The organism is Psychrobacter sp. CX90 (assembly GCF_057396305.2).
The window spans coordinates 433,917-450,704 of record NZ_CM182008.1 but is presented as its reverse complement, the minus strand read 5'-3'; the positions used below and the strand labels follow the sequence as shown (position 1 = coordinate 450,704).

Below are 16,788 nucleotides of genomic sequence, written 5' to 3'. Positions count from 1 at the left end.
TGTATTAGACACTTAGCTTAATAAATGCTAATAAAGCTATTAAGGTAGTAGGCTAATAAGTTATAAGCTTCTAGGCAGTATGTCATGCTTTGATATAGCCCTCAGCACTTTAAATTGCAACGCAATAAAGTACAATTTGTAAACTGAGGGCTTGTATTACCAATCAATTAAAATAGTATCTATACTAATAGACTAACCCATAAAACATGAAAAATAGGTGAATATTTTTGGAGTATTTTGAAAGACACAAAGGTGGAGAACGAGCCATATTGGTTCATTTAGAAATTAGACAATTGGCGGATCCAGATGACTTAGAAGAATTTAAACTGTTGGTAGATTCAGCAGGCGCAGATCAGTTAGCCATCGTTGGTGGCTCAAGATCAAAACCAGATGCTAAGTATTTTGTTGGCTCTGGTAAGGCAGAAGAGATCGCTGAGCAAGTGCGCCTGCATGACGCAGATATTGTTATCTTTAACCACAGTTTAAGCCCCTCTCAAGAGCGAAATCTTGAATCAATATGCCAGTGCCGTGTGTTAGATCGTACCGGCCTTATTTTAGACATATTTGCCCAACGAGCCCGCACATATGAAGGTAAACTACAGGTTGAACTTGCGCAGCTTAATCATCTTGCAACTCGCTTAGTACGTGGTTGGACGCATTTAGAGCGTCAGAAAGGAGGGATTGGCTTGCGTGGGCCTGGTGAAACTCAACTTGAGACGGATCGTCGTTTACTACAAGTTAGAGTCAACCAACTTAAATCCAGACTCGATAAAGTAAAGCAAACTCGTGCTCAAGGGCGCTCCAAACGTAAAAAATCTGATGTATTAACTATCTCATTGGTTGGCTACACTAACGCAGGCAAATCTTCATTATTCAATAAATTATGTGATGAAGAGATTTATGCAGCTGACCAATTATTCGCCACTCTAGATCCAACACTAAGACGCTTAGACTGGAAGGGTGTTGGGCGTGTGGTACTGGTTGATACCGTTGGTTTTGTGCGTCACTTACCTCATGAATTAGTTGAATCTTTCCATGCTACTTTGGAAGAAACGCTTGAAGCAGATTTATTGCTTCATGTTATTGACTCTTCAAGTCCAGATATGCATGAGCAAATTGTCGCCGTCAAAGAAGTTCTGGCCGAAATTGGTAATGATGTGCCTATTCTTAATGTTTATAATAAAATTGATTTGACCGATGAGCCTGCTCGTATCAATTATATAAAACCGGGAGTTCCTAGCCGAGTATATGTTTCTGCCAAAGAAGACCTTGGCATGAGCATGCTACATACCGCTGTCCAGCAACTATTAACCGGTAAACTGCACACCTTTGAGCTGACACTACCTTTTAATTCAGGTAATCTCAAAAATGAGCTCTATAAACTCGACGTTGTTGAGCAGGAAGGTTATGATGAAGAGGGTCATGAACTACTTACGCTTAGATTGCCTAAAGAAGCCCTGCAACTGCTATTAGGTCAAGCCAATATTGACCCATTGGAGGTGTTACCAAAAGCTCAGGCACAGTTATTGATGCCGTTACTAGAGCCTTTTGAAAAGCGAATAAATGCTGATGAAACTAAAAAAGCAGTACCTACCCTGCCTCAGTTAGATAATGCTAACATTGCAGACAAAGATAGCGATACAGACCTTAGCCTAGAGTAACTTACAACTATCTATGTATTAATATGTGTTAACAATGATTGAAAATGGATGGCAAATGAAGAAAAATTATTAAACCTAATAGCATTTAAAGATAAAGAGCTAGATATACTATTAAACTAATATCTTCTATAACACCCCCTTTAAATTCAATCTACTTCTTAACATTCAATCTGACTTAACATTCAACCTGAGTAGTACAGTGAGCAATAAAATTGCTCGCTGTATTTTTTTACGATATTTTTTAAGTGATCTTTTAAGCAGTATCCATATTAACTCGCTATTCACAATAAAACGAAATATCTTAAAGCAGATAAGCACAAACTAGGGTATATCTTCTTTTATATTATGAGGGTATACCCTAGTTCAATGAGCATTATAATCAAGACTATAATTAAGATTATTAAAGAGGAGTCAATAAAAAACCTGATATAGGCAGTTAGTCTTAACCAATGATCTGGACAATAACAGCATCATAGTAGTGTATCATACTGTATTATTAGTCAATAAATTATCAGAATAACCTCGAAACTAAATCATTCACTACTCTATAACTATTGCTAAGCTCAATAAGCATCACTATGATATAGGACTTACTTTGTCATTAATCTTAAACATATACCACTCTTTTAAGGATGGGTTATGACGAATGCAACCCGCTCAAATAACTCTGTAGATACTCAACAATCAACGCCATCTGACAAACCATCAAAGTCAAAAAAACCTATGGCACTGTCTCTTGCTATTTTATTGACACTCGCTATGGTTATTGTGGTACGCGAGGGTGCAGTGTTAGTTTGTCAGGCATTGGGCTATGCAAGTGCCGCAAATATTGTTGGCATGATAGCCATGTTCATCATTCTACTTATTTGGCGATTTATTTTTGGTCTACCGCATTGGATTACTCAGGCCAGTAATACATTGTTAGTAGACAGTGGGTTTGCGTTCTTACCTGTCTCTGCTGGTGCTGGTTTACTGCTGTTTGCCTTGGGTAACGAGTTTTGGGGCATCCTAATTACTATGGTTGTTAGTACCTTACTACCCCTATGGGGACTGGCGAAACTTGCAAATCTTTGGTTAGGGCGGCAAGATAATAATGATGAGCTTCCCTCTAACTCCACCTTAGATAACAATCAATAGAGAGGGGCCTTACTATGAACGCTATTGTACAGATGCCCAATTCCACAACTTATACTGTGCTATTCGCTGCAATTTTGTTGACGCTTTTTGCCCACGTTATTGCACGTATTTTGGCTAAGCGTATTTCTGGCTTACCCATGGTAATTACCGCCTTAGTCTTGGTTAATGCTTTCTTGTTTATATTAAATTGGGATTACAATAACTATTATGCCGTCTCTAAACCCGTATTCGACCGTTTATTGGGCTATGTAACTGTTTTACTTGCTATCCCGATAGCCACAATGAACTTTAAAAGCTTACCTGTTAAAAAGCTAACCCTAATCGTGATTATCGCTAGTGTCATAGGCGCCCTTCTACCTATGGGCATGGCTTATGGGTTTTCATTAAGTCACGATACTATTTTAGCGTTTGCCAGTCGCTCTGTGACTACACCAATTGGTTTGAGCATTGCTGAAATCATTCAAGCACCATTGGCAATGGCTAATTTAATTATTATTGTTTCAGGTCTACTCGGTGGAGCAGTCGCTAAAACCTTATTTAAGCATGTAGAAGATGATAGAGCCAAAGGATTAGCTTTGGGTCTGGCTGCTCATGCATTTGGTACGGTTGAAGCATGGCAAATTAGCCACACTGCGGGTCGTTATGCAGCATTCGGACTGGCAGTTAATGGTCTAGTGACAGCTGTGTGGGTACCTCTGTTTTTAGCGGCAATTTTATAAAATCACTTTTTATAACCAAATGCATTATCAGCACATGTTTAAAACTAAATTGTCATATTAGTCTGTCAAACTTTATAAGATGTTTAATCAAAGATAATTCATTAATGCGGCAATTTATTAATGTTACAGAATCTTGCTAAAATGAATGAGATAAGATACAGATTATTTCAATGGTTAGATTGAGTATAAGTAATTATGTTATATTGCAACTCCACACCATCATGATAGGGTAATAGTAAGAAAAATAGTGTGATAGTAAAAAAATCAGCTATTTTGAAAAACTAATTTATCTTCTCATTACATTGATGATTGTGTGGTACTTAGCTTGTAATTATATTTTGAGGTTTTATCACGTGACTATGACGAATTTATTGAACCAAATTAGCATCCGCTTGAGCCGTTTAACATTTGGCAGTATCCTAATTTCAACTATCATTATCCCTGCCTATGCAGGTAATATGTATGTTTACAAAGATAACTCTGGTCAGGTTCTACTTACCAATGTGAACCCTTCTGGCAACTTTGATAAATTCACTCAAAAAGTTAAAGTAACTTACTACCCAAACTCCGAAGCTCAATCAAATTCTAATTACTCTGCAAATGCCCCTGCTCATTATAGTGGTTTTGGTTCGCCAAGTCCTAGCTCTAACCGTAATAACTACGACCATCTTATTCGTGCTTCCGCTGCAAGGCATGGGGTTGACCCAGCATTAATGAAAGCAATGATGCACACAGAATCAGCATTCAACCCAAATGCTCGTTCTCCAGTAGGCGCACAAGGTTTAATGCAGTTGATGCCAGCAACAGCCCGTCGCTTTAACGTCAGCAATGCGTGGAATCCTAGCGAAAATATTGAAGGCGCTGCCAAATATATAGCGTGGCTTACCAAACGGTTTAAAGGCAAAGTTGAGTACGTAGTCGCTGGATATAATGCTGGCGAAGGTAACGTTGATAAATATGGTGGCATTCCACCATTTAGAGAAACTAAAAATTATGTTAAAAAAGTATTAGGACGTTATAACTCACTTTATAAAAATGATGCGAACCTTTTAAATGTCTCATCAGTAAACTCAGTTTCTGGAAACAACGTTACGATTGAGCGCGCTAGTTTAAATGGGGGCACTATTTCTTTCGGTACCAGTAGCAACTATAACTAGAGTCTGTTGAGCATTCAAAACCCCACTGCATATTGCCTAAAAAACAGACGCCATCAATTCAATGTTTGAATGTTCAACACTCTACTCAAGTAATGAAGTTTTAACTGAATTAACACTAACCTTGATATTGTATATTTTGAAATTAACACTTATAAAGTCAGAAATTCCAAGCCCTTTCACATAGGAGAGGGCTTTTTTTAACTTTATTATTAACCTAGTCTAGTAAGGTCAATGGGATTGATTGGCTTGATTATAAAACTGCATAGCTAAATTTAGCCGCCTTAATAGACTAAGCATTACTATAGTTAGGCGGAAGGATGCAGCCGTACATTTAGCTCATCAATAACTTCCACCCAAGCCGCATCAAGTGTCCACTCCTCTTGCAAAAACGCACGTTGTTTTTCAGTCCAAAAATCTGCCTTTACTAGCTCTTGATCCTTATCCAGTGGGTGTTCGGCTATAAATTTATCGATTGCATCATCCGAGCTATCTAAGCCAAGTTGTGCAAATAAATCATTAATCGTATAGTCAGGCTCACCTAACATGTTGCTCTCCTTCAAAAATTAAAATGCCTAAAATTAAAATGACTAGCTGAACTGGTTTAATCTTAGCAAAAAAAACCTATTTTAAATGATGAAATAGTTTAGGTTTGTGTTACAGCTATGTAGTAATAGAATAAGCTTAAGATTGGTTAAGTTTATTAAAAAAAGCCTGCAATTACGCAGGCTCTTTTACTATGAAAAACTTTTAATATCTATTTACTTTTACTTACTAAGGCAACAAATGTGCTACTGCATCACGCTCTTCAGTAAGCTCTTGTTCCGTTGCTTGCATTTTATCTTTTGAAAAATCAGATGATACATCCAAACCTTCAACGATTTTCCAATCGCCGTTATTGCAAGTACAAGGGTATGAATAGATTAAGCCTTCAGCAATACCGTACTCGCCATTTGAGTAAACACCCATTGATACCCAATCATTCTCCTCAGAACCCAAAGCCCAAGTACGCATATGAGCGATAGCTGCGTTAGCCGCTGAAGCTGCTGAAGACGCACCACGTGCAGCAATAATAGCAGCGCCACGTTTTTGAACGTCTGGAATATAGCTGTTTTCATACCAATCACGATCAACTTGGTCAAGTGCTGGCTTACCATTCACTGTACACTGGCTGAGGTCTGGATACTGGGTAGAAGAGTGGTTACCCCAAATGATCATTTTCTTAATATCATTAACCGTGCTATTGGTTTCTTCTGCAAGCTGAGCGATACCGCGGTTATGATCCAGACGAGTCATTGCTGTGAAATTACGTGGATCTAAATCAGGCGCATTACGCTGTGCAATTAAAGCATTTGTATTTGCAGGATTACCAACAACCAATACTTTTACATCACGGCTAGCAACACTATTTAGTGCCTTACCTTGAGCGGAGAAAATAGTTGCGTTAGCTTCTAATAAGTCTTTACGTTCCATACCAGGCCCACGAGGACGGGCACCAACGAGTAATGCATAGTCTGCATCTTTAAAAGCGACATTAGCATCGTCAGTTTGTACAATACCAGCAAGCAGTGGGAAAGCACAGTCTTCAAGTTCCATAACTACCCCTTTAAGAGCATCAAGTGCTGGGGTAATTTCTAAAAGCTGTAAAATAACGGGCTGATCTTTACCAAGCATTTCGCCTGAAGCAATACGAAATAGCATAGCATAGCTGATATTACCAGCAGCACCAGTTACGGCAACGCGAACAGGTTGTTTCATGTAATTCTCCTAGTGGGTTAAAACTCGTAGGTTAAGAAAAGTTAATATATGATCAGGTAGTTTTTATACTTTCTTGTCATAACTTCTTTTCTAAAAGTCTTATTAAAGCTTGTAAGCCTTAAATTTTCAGTCGTAATATATCATTAAGTTAATCATAAAAGCACTAAATAATCTAAGCGTGCTCAGACTCGCTCGCTTAAAATCACTGAGTTTATACTTGATATAAGGAGCCCATATCGTCATAAACTATTTCTGCATAATCTATTATAGATAGACTTATAGATCACTCATAGGAGGCGCAGAATATTAGTAGTACAATGTTTTTAATACTAAAAATTTCTTAGTACTAAAACATTAAGATATCATAACATTTCTAAAAGTGTAGCACCTTTCAGATATCGGCTCAAACCAATCACTCAAACCAAACTTAAAGCATAACTATAAGCCTCTATCAGTAACTTGCTGGTACTGCCCCCATACGCTTGGAAATAGGTGTCGCTGAGCCAAGTAAGCTACCGTAAATAGTTGCGTTTTCCATTACTTTCTTGACGTAGTCCCGAGTTTCTGGATAGGCAATGGTTTCGACATATTGATCTGCTGCCATTGAACCATAAACAGGTTGCCAACGTTTTGCCTTATTCGGTCCAGCATTATACCCAGCAGTCGCTAATACCGGTTGATTGTTTAACTTGCTCATAATATCGCTCATATACCATGTGCCATAACGAATGTTGGTATCACCACTATTAGCACGTGAAGAACTGTAAGATTCGCCTAAGTTACGAGCAATATACTTGGCAGTATTTGGCATAATTTGCATCAAGCCACTGGCACCAACTCCAGAGCGAGCTGAGCTTACAAATCGACTTTCCTGACGCATAATGCCATAAGCCCAAGCTGGATCAATACCGACCTGACGGCTATAACGAACAACAGATGTTTGATACGGCATTGGATGTGACAGTGCATAATTATAAACGCTATCGGTATTGTCTATGGCATATATAGCACGATCTAGCCAGCCCATATCATGAGCGTGTTTAGCAGCTGCTACTATCATACCCGTATCTCGGTTGTCACGAGCTACCTTAACGGCCCAGTTCCATTCTCTATTTGCAAAACTACGATCTGCACTGGAGTTATATAAAGCAAAGGCGCGCGCAAAATGAGGATCTTTAAGCATACGGCTGGTGTCACTATTTGATACACTCGGCAATGTATTAGCACTATTTTTAGCAACATTGAACCGCTGTCCGACTTTATCTTGAGCTAAGAAGCCATAATAGTCATTATTGTTAGCCAAACGTTGGTAGATTTTACGTGCCAAACTTTTATTTTTATTTTTTGCTGATAATTCGTAGGCACGTGCCAACCAATATTGCCAAATATCCTCCTTTTGAGTAGCCGCATCCATACTACCAATGGCATTGATTAAATCATCCCATTGGCTAAAGCGAATAGCAGCATGAGCATAATCTTCGGCTTCTTCGAAGTTAAATGACTCCCCTAGACTATTGCGAAACCAAGTTACCGCCTCATCATTAAACCCATCATCAGTATTATAATTCATCCGCTTTACACCCAATATACGATAAGCATAGCGGCGGGTTGAGTCACTTAATAATTTTTGTGGGCGCTGATTATCTTGACGTAAGTCATAATCTAGCTGAATAGCAGCTTCGCGATAGGACTTATCAGCGATGCGTCCGAGCGTATACAAATATAGATATTGATTTAACTCGCTATAAGGCTCATTCGCATAACGGTTTAAAAAAGAATTTGGATTACGTTGTATCTCGCCTAAGGTGGCATAATCCACTGCAACCCCTAAAGATCGAGACAGGTTAATAATGTCTCCAGTACGCCCTTCTCTCAACATCCGAATCAAGCGCTCTTTACGATCTGTATTACTGATCATGGGGTTATTATTCATCTCCGATGCGAGTTGAGAGCATAGAGCGGGTTGTTTTTTTGTTGCAAGCCACACATCAGATTTTAAAGATATCGCCCTTATGGCATCGCCGCCGTTATTAAACCCTAAAGCAATGGCACATTTCTCGCTGCCATCTGCATTAGCGACTAAGTTTGCCACTTGACGCACCGCAGCATAATCGCCTGCTTGTGCCTTAACTTCGGCATAATCTGCTGCCAACTTCTCCGCCATCACGCTACCCCTATATTGGCGAGCAAAGCCGGATACCACACCAGGGTTTAAAGTAGATAAGTCCTTATCCAGCCGCCAATAGGCAGGATACATCGCAAATAAACCGCCACTCATCATCTGCTCATATCTATAAAGCGCACTGGTATCACTTTGTTTAGCAGCATCATAGGCCTCATTAAAGTAACCAATACCAGTATTGCTACTAGTATTATCATAACCTTGATAAGCATTTGAGTTTGAACTGGAATATGAGCTCGGATAGGCCGTTTGCGAGCGGCTACTGCTTTCTTGATTGCTAGAAGACCCAAAGGTTAGTTCTGCATGAGCAAGTTGAGTGGCGCCTATTGTTCCTAAGCACGCCATCGTCATGGCCATATAACCACACAAACGCCCCGCCTCTTTTAGGTAAGCATTTAAGTTTAGGTGGGAAGTTAGATAAGCAGCTTGACTGTGATAAAAAGATTGTTTATTAAAGTTGATTTTTGATGTATTAGCGCCATAGATGCTGAATTCGGCGACATTACCAATACGTTTAGATAATCGGTAATTATTAGATAATGGATTCATTTTTGACATAAATACAGTCTTATTATGAGTTTAGATGAGTTTGATAAGTATAATTTAAAATAATTGGTTAAATTGTGGACGTACTCTATAGATTATAGGCAACAAACCATCATACACCAAAATGCTTTATGTAAGCTGATGTTGCTGTTTGCTTTTTAAAAATAAAACTCTGTGTTTTAAAAACTAAGTTTTACTTTTCAGGTGTAGTATATCGAGCGATACATTCTATGTCGTTAGGCTTATGGTATAATGGTTAGTGACATAACTATGCCCACTAAACACATTTTAAAGAATAGACTTATATTAACTTTAATGTGACCGTAGCTTATTATCAACTTATATAAACCCCACTTATCAACGTCATTTAAATCAATGCATAACCTTGGACTGCTTAATATGAGTGCTACCCTATTTGACCCTAAAACTATCACTAATTCAACTGAGGCTAACGCTAAGTCTGACTATATTAATAGTGAAAGTATGCCTGTACGAAAAAGCGGGCTACCAAAGAAAAAGGTGTTCATTGCAACTCAAGGTTGTCAGATGAATGTCTATGATTCTGAAAAGATGGGGGATATGCTTGGCGAGTCTCACGATATGATTGTGACTGATGATATCAACGAAGCAGATGTGCTTTTAATGAACACCTGCTCTATACGCGAAAAAGCAGAAGAAAAGGTGTTCTCGCAACTTGGGCGCTGGCGCAAATTAAAAGAGAAAAATCCTGATTTAGTGATTGGGGTGGGCGGCTGTGTTGCCTCGCAAGAAGGCGATAATATTCAGAAGCGCGCACCCTATGTTGATATGGTGTTTGGACCACAAACGTTACACCGTTTGCCAGAACTATATGATCAATCAAAAAAGCAAAAAAATATCAAGCCGAAAAACCGTATTGGTACCGTCGATGTGTCTTTCCCTAGCATTGAAAAGTTTGACTTTTTACCTGAGCCTAAAGTTGACGGCTTTAAAGCCTTTGTCTCTATCATGGAAGGATGTTCAAAATACTGCTCTTTTTGTGTTGTGCCCTACACTCGCGGAGAGGAATTATCACGCCCTTTAGATGATGTATTAACTGAAATTGACAGTCTCGCTCAACAAGGTGTCAGAGAAATCAACCTATTGGGTCAAAATGTAAATGGCTACCGTGGCGAAAAAGACGATGGTAGTATCTGCCGTTTTTCTGAACTACTGCACTATGTAGCCCACATTGATGGTGTTGAGCGTATTCGGTATACCACCAGTCATCCCCTTGAGTTTACTGATGATATTATCGATGCTTATGCGAAATTGCCACAGTTGGTTTCACATTTACATCTTCCTGTTCAAAGTGGCTCAAATAAGATATTGGCGGCGATGAAGCGCAACCATACCATTGATGTCTATATCAATCAAATCAATAAACTGAAGAAAGTACGTCCCGATATTCATTTATCAAGTGATTTTATTATTGGGTTTCCAGGCGAAACTCAAGACGACTTTGAAGATACTTTAAATCTTGCCAAAGCATTAGATTTTGATCATTCTTATAGTTTTATTTATTCTAAACGCCCCGGCACTCCAGCTTCTGAACTTCCAGATGATGTGAGCCTTTCAACTAAAAAGCAACGCTTAGCAGAGTTTCAAAAAGTTATCTTAGAATCCACGTTGAAAAAAACGCAAGACATGGTGGGTAAAACCGTAAGAGTGCTAGTTGAAGATGTTGCAGACCGTTATGACGACCAATTGCTGGGTACAGCGGATAATACACGTTCTGTATTGTTTACTACGACAGAACAACAAAAAATAGAGTTAATGGGCAAGCTGGTTACGGTTAATATTACCGAATATGTCAGCCCACATATGGTACGTGGCGAGCTAATAGATGTTTTAGGCTAGTCTGTGCCAATTAAATACGACTCGTAGGACTCATAAATGAAACATAGATTGATGTTTCGACTGATAGACTGTGAATCTATTTGACGCCTCCCTTTTTGCTCTCTCAGCTTATACTCTGTATAGTCTTTAAATTGGATTGGTTATACAGAGCATCAGCTATTAAACAAGTAAGCTATCAAACAATATCTACAACCACTTCCCAGAACATAGCGACTGCAATGAATATAAAAATAATGCCACATATTCGATTCAACCACAATAACCGCGAGCCACTGCCAAACCAATTCGCTAGCTTCTTACCACCTACCGTATAAGCAATCTGCCAACTGGTTTCACTGGCAAAAAAGCCTAGAGTCAACAGGGCATATTGTGGCAATAAAGGCGCATTGAAGTTTATAAACTTTGGAAAAAAGGCAGCAAAAAACAAGATAGCTTTTGGGTTTGATAATGACACCCAGACCCCGCGACGAAATCTTTGCCATGGTGTTTTCAACAGTTTGGCTGCAACCGACTTTGATGAGATATCAAAACCAACATTATCTGATGCATGAAGCCAAGCTTGAATACCTAAATACACCAAGTAAAGTGCACCACCCCCCTTAATGACAATGAGAAGCCAAGGAAACTGTCGACTAATAATATCAATACCTAATAGCGCAGACAAAAGCAGAATAAATAGACCAAAGCTTAGTCCACCTAAAGTCCAAATAGTATAGCGAACACCATAATTTAGCCCCTGTTGAAAAGCCAATAACATATTCGGGCCAGGAGTGGCTGATATCAAAAAGGTACTAAAAAAGAAAACCAAAAAAACGGCTAAGCTCATAAAGCATCGCCTTATAGAAATAGTAAAGATAAGTTTATCGCTGGATTACCAAAGGTATCTACTTAAAAAGCTATCTGCTTAATAAGTGCATTTAATGCTCTAATAAAGAATCATGATTAGCTCAACGTTAGGGTATCAAGTAATTTATGCAAAAACTCGTCACACTGATCTAACTGCTCTAGCTCAACAAACTCATTTGCCTTGTGAGCCTGCTCAATACTGCCTGGGCCACAAATGACCGTTGGAATACCCACATTAGTAAACTGACCGCCCTCAGTAGCATAAGCCACCTTATGGCGTGCAGACTCATGCACCAAACCTGCAATCAGAGCTTGTAGAGCAGCGCTATCCTTTTCTTGCATAGCAGGTACATCTTCAAGATGCTCAATTTCTATGCCGGTCTGGACATCGACCATTTGCATCTGCTCAGTTAACTCAGCAATTTTTGCTTTAATCTTTGGCAGTATATCGTCAGTATTCATGGTGGGCAGGTTACGGTAATCAAATGTAAACTCGCATAAATTTGGCACTATATTAGTAGCCGTACCGCCTTTAATAGTCCCAATAGACAAGGTTGAAAATGGCACATCAAATTGATCGTCAAACCAAGAAGCATCTTGCCTATTTACCGCCAAATGAGTCGCTAGCTCATCAATAAATGTTATCAAACGAGACGCATAACTAATGGCGTTAACCCCTTGCGGGGTAAGCGATGAATGCACAGACTTTCCGTGTATAGTACAACGAAACACATTGATTCCTTTGTGTGCCACTACCATTTTCATTAATGAAGGCTCACCAACAATACAGTAATCAGGTTTTATACCGCGCTCACTGATGTCTTTAAGTAGTAATGGCGCACCTAAGCACCCTACTTCTTCATCAAATGAAAAAGCCAAATGTAAAGGCTTAACCAGCCTACCTGCTTGAGAATACGACACTGCTTTAGGAAGTAGATGTAATGCACAAGCAATAAACCCCTTCATATCACATGCACCGCGGCCATAGAGTTTATTACCCCGAATTTCTGCACTAAAAGGGTCAGACTGCCACGCTTGCCCCTCAACCGGTACGACGTCGGTGTGCCCAGACAACACGATGCCGCCACTAATAATAGTAGCGTCATCGCCAGCAGGAACTGTCACGAATAAATTCGCTTTGGTTTTGTCCTGATTGAAGGTTAATAATGGTGCTAGACCTAGTTGTTGACAATAAGATTTCACGTCCTCAATAAGCGCCAAATTAGAGTGACGACTGACGGTATCAAAGGCGATTAAACGAGTCAGCCAGTCAATACTTTTTCGAGGTATATCCGCACTTACACGGCTGTTGAATGGTCGTATCGTTTGGTTGGGATCACTCATATCTTAATCTCGAAAATGCATATCAACTTCAAAAATCCAAATTTCTAATTAAATAAAGCTAGACTAATAAACAGATCAGTAAAATAGTTTTATAGCAAACAATCATGAGGGGTTATTGCGATTCATCGCCTCAATAACATGTGGTCTTGGTTTTGGTTTAACACCTTGTTTCTCAATCTCGAAGGCCGTTTTAGAGTTGACTGATAATCCAGCAATCAAGGGTAACTCTAACATAACTTTACGAGGCCGCGTGGCAAGACTAACCGGGACCATACGGGCAAACTCGTATAAATATAAGAAAGACTCCTCACCCCCTTCAAACTCTTCATCTGGATTCATTCTAATACTACAGATGTGTGCTAAATCTGACAATATAGTATTTTCTTCTTCGGTCAGCGTACAATCTGTAACCCCAAAACCTGTCATGAAACCATTTGCCCATTCTTTAAGTGAGATAATACGCTCATATAAATCATGTTCATCGTCAGGTACCAGTGGCAAGTATTGATAGGCATCATCCTTATCACGTAACTGAAATGACGTATCTTCCGCCTCTTCAGTCAATAGGATCATAGCCTCATCACTTGGCAAAGTGAAGCTAAGCTCACTTAATAAGCGTTCCCAATCTTCTTTTTTAGTGGGTGCTTGACAAACTGTCATCAGCCCAGTCATCAGTCCGTGTAACTCACTTATGCTAGCATCTGACCAATCTGCAAACGCTATTGTCCAATCATTCCAACCAGATATATTGTCATTCATCGCATTATTTATCCTAAATTTTTTAATATGCTGTATAAAGTAATAAGTTGCTAACTTACCCGCTCTTCTGATTATTCGATAAACGAATGATGTAGCCTATAGTTATAGGCTCTTGTGAATTGATAAGTTTGGCACTCCATTTTGCAAGTCTATGTCAGTTTATAACACTACCTGCTTATCTTCTTCTAAATTGCATTTATATAAATTGTTTCGTTTTGACTCAATAATAAACATTCATTAACATCTAACGCTAGATATGATGCGGGCATCTGTGGCATTATTAAAGGGAAGATACTTATAAACTTTAATTAAGATTTAAACAGAACAACTTATAAGCGATTGCCTCATGACTGATTCATTAATTACCAAGTTACAAACTCTTAATGCCACCATACAAAATTTGCGTGAGCAGTATGAAAGCACCAAGAATGAACTTAAGACTTTTAAGTCTCAACCTAAAGTAAATATTGCCCAGTTCAACCACGTTAAACAGCAACTGTCTGACATAAATAGTCAATATAAACACAGTGCTCAAGAATGCGACACTTTAAAAGAAAAACTGACCACGCTTGATCGAGAGTACCAAACTTTAGCAGAAGCACATCATAACTTAAATGATAAGCATAGCGCGTTGGTAAAAAAGTGTGCCGCATTAGAACAAGCCAATGAAGTATTACTTGAAAAGAATCGTACTGCAGCAGAGCATACTAAAGTAGTTTTAGAGCGATTGACTCGCATTGATCAAACAACAGATTAATTTTTGGTTACAGCGTGGTTGTCATTTTAAATGATCAATACACTCATTCACTGATTTAAAGCTCAATCCAAACGCTTAAGACCACTTCAAAAAGCCTATATTATTATTTATACAAGTATTATGAAATTTATACCAGTGTACATTGAGTGAAAACACTTCCATATAGTCAAAGAAGTCTAAAATGGTTACAAGGCAACCGAGTGCAAGTACTACTAGAGTAGGCTTAACGAGGTTAACACTGTAACCGTTTAGTAGTTCGCTGACTATAGTATTTATATCTTGGTTATATCTTATATCTGGGCTTAGCTGTTCAGATAATGCTAAATTATTTTTTAAATAGAGTGTAATATTCAAAATGACAGATTTAAGTATTTATAAGTTTAATAACTAAAGAGCCCAAACTATAAATTTCAAGCTATTCAGTTTTTTACCTTTTAAAGAGAACCCTATGTCAAATTCAGAATTAAATAAGATTGAGCCGTCAAATTCTAATCAGTCTAACAACCCTAATGCTAATACAACATTAGAGAATGATGTTCAGATAGTCAGACCCCAGACCGAATCGAACAAAACATCTGATATCATCCAATCATCATTAAAGTCTGAGGTCAAAATCGAATCAGTAGACTCAACACCCCAGCGCCCCTTAAAAAATCAACCAGAATCCAAGTCTCAATTTGTAGCTATTGACACCGTTATCGCAGGTAAAGTCTATACTATTAACTGCCCCACCGGTGAAGAGAATGAGTTAAAAACAGCGTCAAACCATATTAATGAGTTTATTAGTGGTCTACGCCAACAAGCTCCTAATTTATCACATGAAAATTTATTAGTACTTTGCTGTCTAAATCTTTTTGAACAACTACGGCAATCTAAAAAAGAAGGCTCAAATGAGAAAGAGATTAACAGGCAGGCCAATTACCTTATCGATAAGATGATTAAAGAACTAAAGGATTAAAGCCACCCTATCAGCCTAATTTAGGCTGTTCAATCACAGAAAAATTAGTACACTATTAGACAGCTAAACAGTCCAATCTAAACTAAACAGCCAAATATTAAATATATTGATTTTTAATAATGCCTATTATCTACTAGGGTTGTGTTGGTTGTCACTCTCATTAATATTGGCATTGGCATAGGTGTTGGTATTATCAGTCCGCCTTTTGGACTCATGATATTTAGTTTGGTGCTCATAATTACAGAAAAACCATGAGGTAATTTTTTTAATTTCTTGCTCTTTTTTAAATCGCTGTTTTTGTCTTTGCTCATGAGCCAATCTTATTTCTTTCTTTTGTTTTCGGCTTTTACCTTTTAGCATAGCGGCTTTAATTTCGTTAGCCCCCAGACTCTTTGCTGCATAGCTTTTCAATTCTTCATCTAGTCTCTTTAACTCAGTGCGTTTCTCTGTTGTAATACTGGTATCAGGTTTAGTCTCTAAAACCCCACGGTATTCAGCCAGTGGATAACCACAGTAATCACACTCTCTAGGTATCACGACATCACCTTCTTTTGGCATAAAAGCTTTAGGCGGTTTAGGATACATAAATTTAAAAAATGCCCACATGATAAACCAGATCATTAATAAGGTAATTATAAAGGGCAGCATATTTGTTTCCTTAAATCTTTAACCAATTTATAGGGTTAAAATGTGTATAGTTCTCTTAACATCATTTTGATAAGCATAAAATCATTGAAAATAGTCTGTCAAAATAGCACTACTAAAATGGCCAGTTAAAATAAAACAATATAAATAGAACCCTTAAACCGCCAAACTAAGGTAAAGGATAAGGCTATATTAAATTATATTCGTCAGCTTATTATATCTAGCCTTAACATACACTATTGCTTTATGTTCACTTAAAACTGGCTATAATTAGCCCTATAAGTAGACAGTCACTGGATGTATATGAAAATTTTGATGTTATACTAAAGAGGTATATCTCGTTTATTGCAAGACATTTTGTATCAAATAAGCTAAAAAATTCAATATTATAATGACATTATTGGACTATATTTGATTGGAATGTACTTGATTAGACTGTGTTTG

14 protein-coding genes are annotated in these 16,788 nt (G+C 38.2%); 7 read left to right on the top strand and 7 right to left on the bottom strand.

Features of this window, described 5'->3' with window-relative positions:
- The first annotated feature begins 227 nt into the window (after nt 1-227).
- The 4 genes from hflX to AC2SLN_RS01790 all read left to right on the top strand — a co-directional run bounded on the left by hflX (nt 228) and on the right by AC2SLN_RS01790 (nt 4,674).
- On the top strand, nt 228-1,661 hold the full coding sequence (hflX, locus tag AC2SLN_RS01805; protein ID WP_486548800.1) for a ribosome rescue GTPase HflX: 1,434 nt from the start codon (nt 228-230) through the stop codon (nt 1,659-1,661).
- A gap of 723 nt (nt 1,662-2,384) precedes the next feature.
- Nucleotides 2,385-2,798 carry a CidA/LrgA family protein gene (locus AC2SLN_RS01800; RefSeq protein ID WP_486548935.1) on the top strand — a complete coding sequence of 138 codons (414 nt, stop codon included), beginning with the start codon at nt 2,385-2,387 and terminating at the stop codon, nt 2,796-2,798.
- 14 nt (nt 2,799-2,812) lie between these two features.
- Nucleotides 2,813-3,517, top strand: coding sequence for an LrgB family protein (locus AC2SLN_RS01795; protein ID WP_486548801.1), 705 nt, complete (start codon nt 2,813-2,815; stop codon nt 3,515-3,517).
- Between the two features lie 359 nt (nt 3,518-3,876).
- Nucleotides 3,877-4,674, top strand: a complete 798-nt coding sequence (locus AC2SLN_RS01790) for a lytic transglycosylase domain-containing protein (protein ID WP_486548936.1) — start codon at nt 3,877-3,879, stop codon at nt 4,672-4,674.
- Nucleotides 4,675-4,979: 305 nt separating this feature from the next.
- Here the strand turns inward: AC2SLN_RS01790 and AC2SLN_RS01785 are convergent, their stop codons facing one another.
- The 3 genes from AC2SLN_RS01785 to AC2SLN_RS01775 all read right to left on the bottom strand — a co-directional run bounded on the left by AC2SLN_RS01785 (nt 4,980) and on the right by AC2SLN_RS01775 (nt 8,968).
- Nucleotides 4,980-5,219, bottom strand: a complete 240-nt coding sequence (locus AC2SLN_RS01785; protein ID WP_486548802.1) for a DUF2789 domain-containing protein — start codon at nt 5,217-5,219, stop codon at nt 4,980-4,982.
- A 226-nt stretch (nt 5,220-5,445) separates the two neighbouring features.
- Complete coding sequence (locus AC2SLN_RS01780) at nt 5,446-6,429, bottom strand: malate dehydrogenase (protein WP_486531901.1); 984 nt, start codon at nt 6,427-6,429, stop codon at nt 5,446-5,448.
- A gap of 451 nt (nt 6,430-6,880) precedes the next feature.
- Nucleotides 6,881-8,968 carry a lytic transglycosylase domain-containing protein gene (locus AC2SLN_RS01775; protein ID WP_486548937.1) on the bottom strand — a complete coding sequence of 696 codons (2,088 nt, stop codon included), beginning with the start codon at nt 8,966-8,968 and terminating at the stop codon, nt 6,881-6,883.
- A gap of 588 nt (nt 8,969-9,556) precedes the next feature.
- Here AC2SLN_RS01775 and miaB point away from each other — a divergent pair.
- Nucleotides 9,557-11,035 carry a tRNA (N6-isopentenyl adenosine(37)-C2)-methylthiotransferase MiaB gene (gene miaB, locus AC2SLN_RS01770; protein ID WP_486548803.1) on the top strand — a complete coding sequence of 493 codons (1,479 nt, stop codon included), beginning with the start codon at nt 9,557-9,559 and terminating at the stop codon, nt 11,033-11,035.
- Between the two features lie 175 nt (nt 11,036-11,210).
- Here the strand turns inward: miaB and AC2SLN_RS01765 are convergent, their stop codons facing one another.
- From AC2SLN_RS01765 to AC2SLN_RS01755, 3 genes are all read right to left on the bottom strand, one after another.
- Entirely contained in the window at nt 11,211-11,861 is a 651-nt protein-coding gene (locus AC2SLN_RS01765) for a LysE family translocator (RefSeq protein ID WP_486548804.1), read from the bottom strand.
- Nucleotides 11,862-11,977: 116 nt separating this feature from the next.
- Nucleotides 11,978-13,225 (bottom strand): acetylornithine deacetylase, encoded by a 1,248-nt coding sequence (gene argE / locus AC2SLN_RS01760; RefSeq protein WP_486548805.1) that lies wholly within the window; start codon nt 13,223-13,225, stop codon nt 11,978-11,980.
- A gap of 102 nt (nt 13,226-13,327) precedes the next feature.
- A complete protein-coding gene (locus AC2SLN_RS01755; RefSeq protein WP_486548806.1) occupies nt 13,328-13,984 on the bottom strand; it encodes a UPF0149 family protein in 657 nt (218 codons plus the stop codon).
- A 346-nt stretch (nt 13,985-14,330) separates the two neighbouring features.
- On the opposite strand from AC2SLN_RS01755, the gene AC2SLN_RS01750 reads away from it, so the two are divergent.
- The gene (locus AC2SLN_RS01750) at nt 14,331-14,741 is read left to right on the top strand and encodes a hypothetical protein (protein ID WP_486548807.1); all 411 of its coding nucleotides are present in this window, start codon (nt 14,331-14,333) and stop codon (nt 14,739-14,741) included.
- A 448-nt stretch (nt 14,742-15,189) separates the two neighbouring features.
- Nucleotides 15,190-15,699, top strand: a complete 510-nt coding sequence (zapA, locus tag AC2SLN_RS01745; protein WP_486548808.1) for a cell division protein ZapA — start codon at nt 15,190-15,192, stop codon at nt 15,697-15,699.
- 126 nt (nt 15,700-15,825) lie between these two features.
- Here the strand turns inward: zapA and AC2SLN_RS01740 are convergent, their stop codons facing one another.
- Nucleotides 15,826-16,347, bottom strand: a complete 522-nt coding sequence (locus tag AC2SLN_RS01740; RefSeq protein ID WP_486548809.1) for a hypothetical protein — start codon at nt 16,345-16,347, stop codon at nt 15,826-15,828.
- Nucleotides 16,348-16,788: the final 441 nt, after the last annotated feature.

Excerpts from the sequence above, each read along its gene's own strand:
- AC2SLN_RS01800 (WP_486548935.1), top strand. The coding sequence starts at position 2,385 with ATGGCACTGTCTCTTGCTATTTTATTGACACTCGCTATGGTTATTGTG.
- argE (WP_486548805.1), bottom strand. The coding sequence starts at position 13,225 with ATGAGTGATCCCAACCAAACGATACGACCATTCAACAGCCGTGTAAGT.
- AC2SLN_RS01790 (WP_486548936.1), top strand. The coding sequence starts at position 3,877 with ATGACGAATTTATTGAACCAAATTAGCATCCGCTTGAGCCGTTTAACA.
- AC2SLN_RS01755 (WP_486548806.1), bottom strand. The coding sequence starts at position 13,984 with ATGAATGACAATATATCTGGTTGGAATGATTGGACAATAGCGTTTGCA.
- AC2SLN_RS01750 (WP_486548807.1), top strand. The coding sequence starts at position 14,331 with ATGACTGATTCATTAATTACCAAGTTACAAACTCTTAATGCCACCATA.
- AC2SLN_RS01785 (WP_486548802.1), bottom strand. The coding sequence starts at position 5,219 with ATGTTAGGTGAGCCTGACTATACGATTAATGATTTATTTGCACAACTT.
- AC2SLN_RS01765 (WP_486548804.1), bottom strand. The coding sequence starts at position 11,861 with ATGAGCTTAGCCGTTTTTTTGGTTTTCTTTTTTAGTACCTTTTTGATA.
- AC2SLN_RS01780 (WP_486531901.1), bottom strand. The coding sequence starts at position 6,429 with ATGAAACAACCTGTTCGCGTTGCCGTAACTGGTGCTGCTGGTAATATC.
- zapA (WP_486548808.1), top strand. The coding sequence starts at position 15,190 with ATGTCAAATTCAGAATTAAATAAGATTGAGCCGTCAAATTCTAATCAG.
- AC2SLN_RS01740 (WP_486548809.1), bottom strand. The coding sequence starts at position 16,347 with ATGCTGCCCTTTATAATTACCTTATTAATGATCTGGTTTATCATGTGG.
- miaB (WP_486548803.1), top strand. The coding sequence starts at position 9,557 with ATGAGTGCTACCCTATTTGACCCTAAAACTATCACTAATTCAACTGAG.
- AC2SLN_RS01795 (WP_486548801.1), top strand. The coding sequence starts at position 2,813 with ATGAACGCTATTGTACAGATGCCCAATTCCACAACTTATACTGTGCTA.
- AC2SLN_RS01775 (WP_486548937.1), bottom strand. The coding sequence starts at position 8,968 with ATGGCCATGACGATGGCGTGCTTAGGAACAATAGGCGCCACTCAACTT.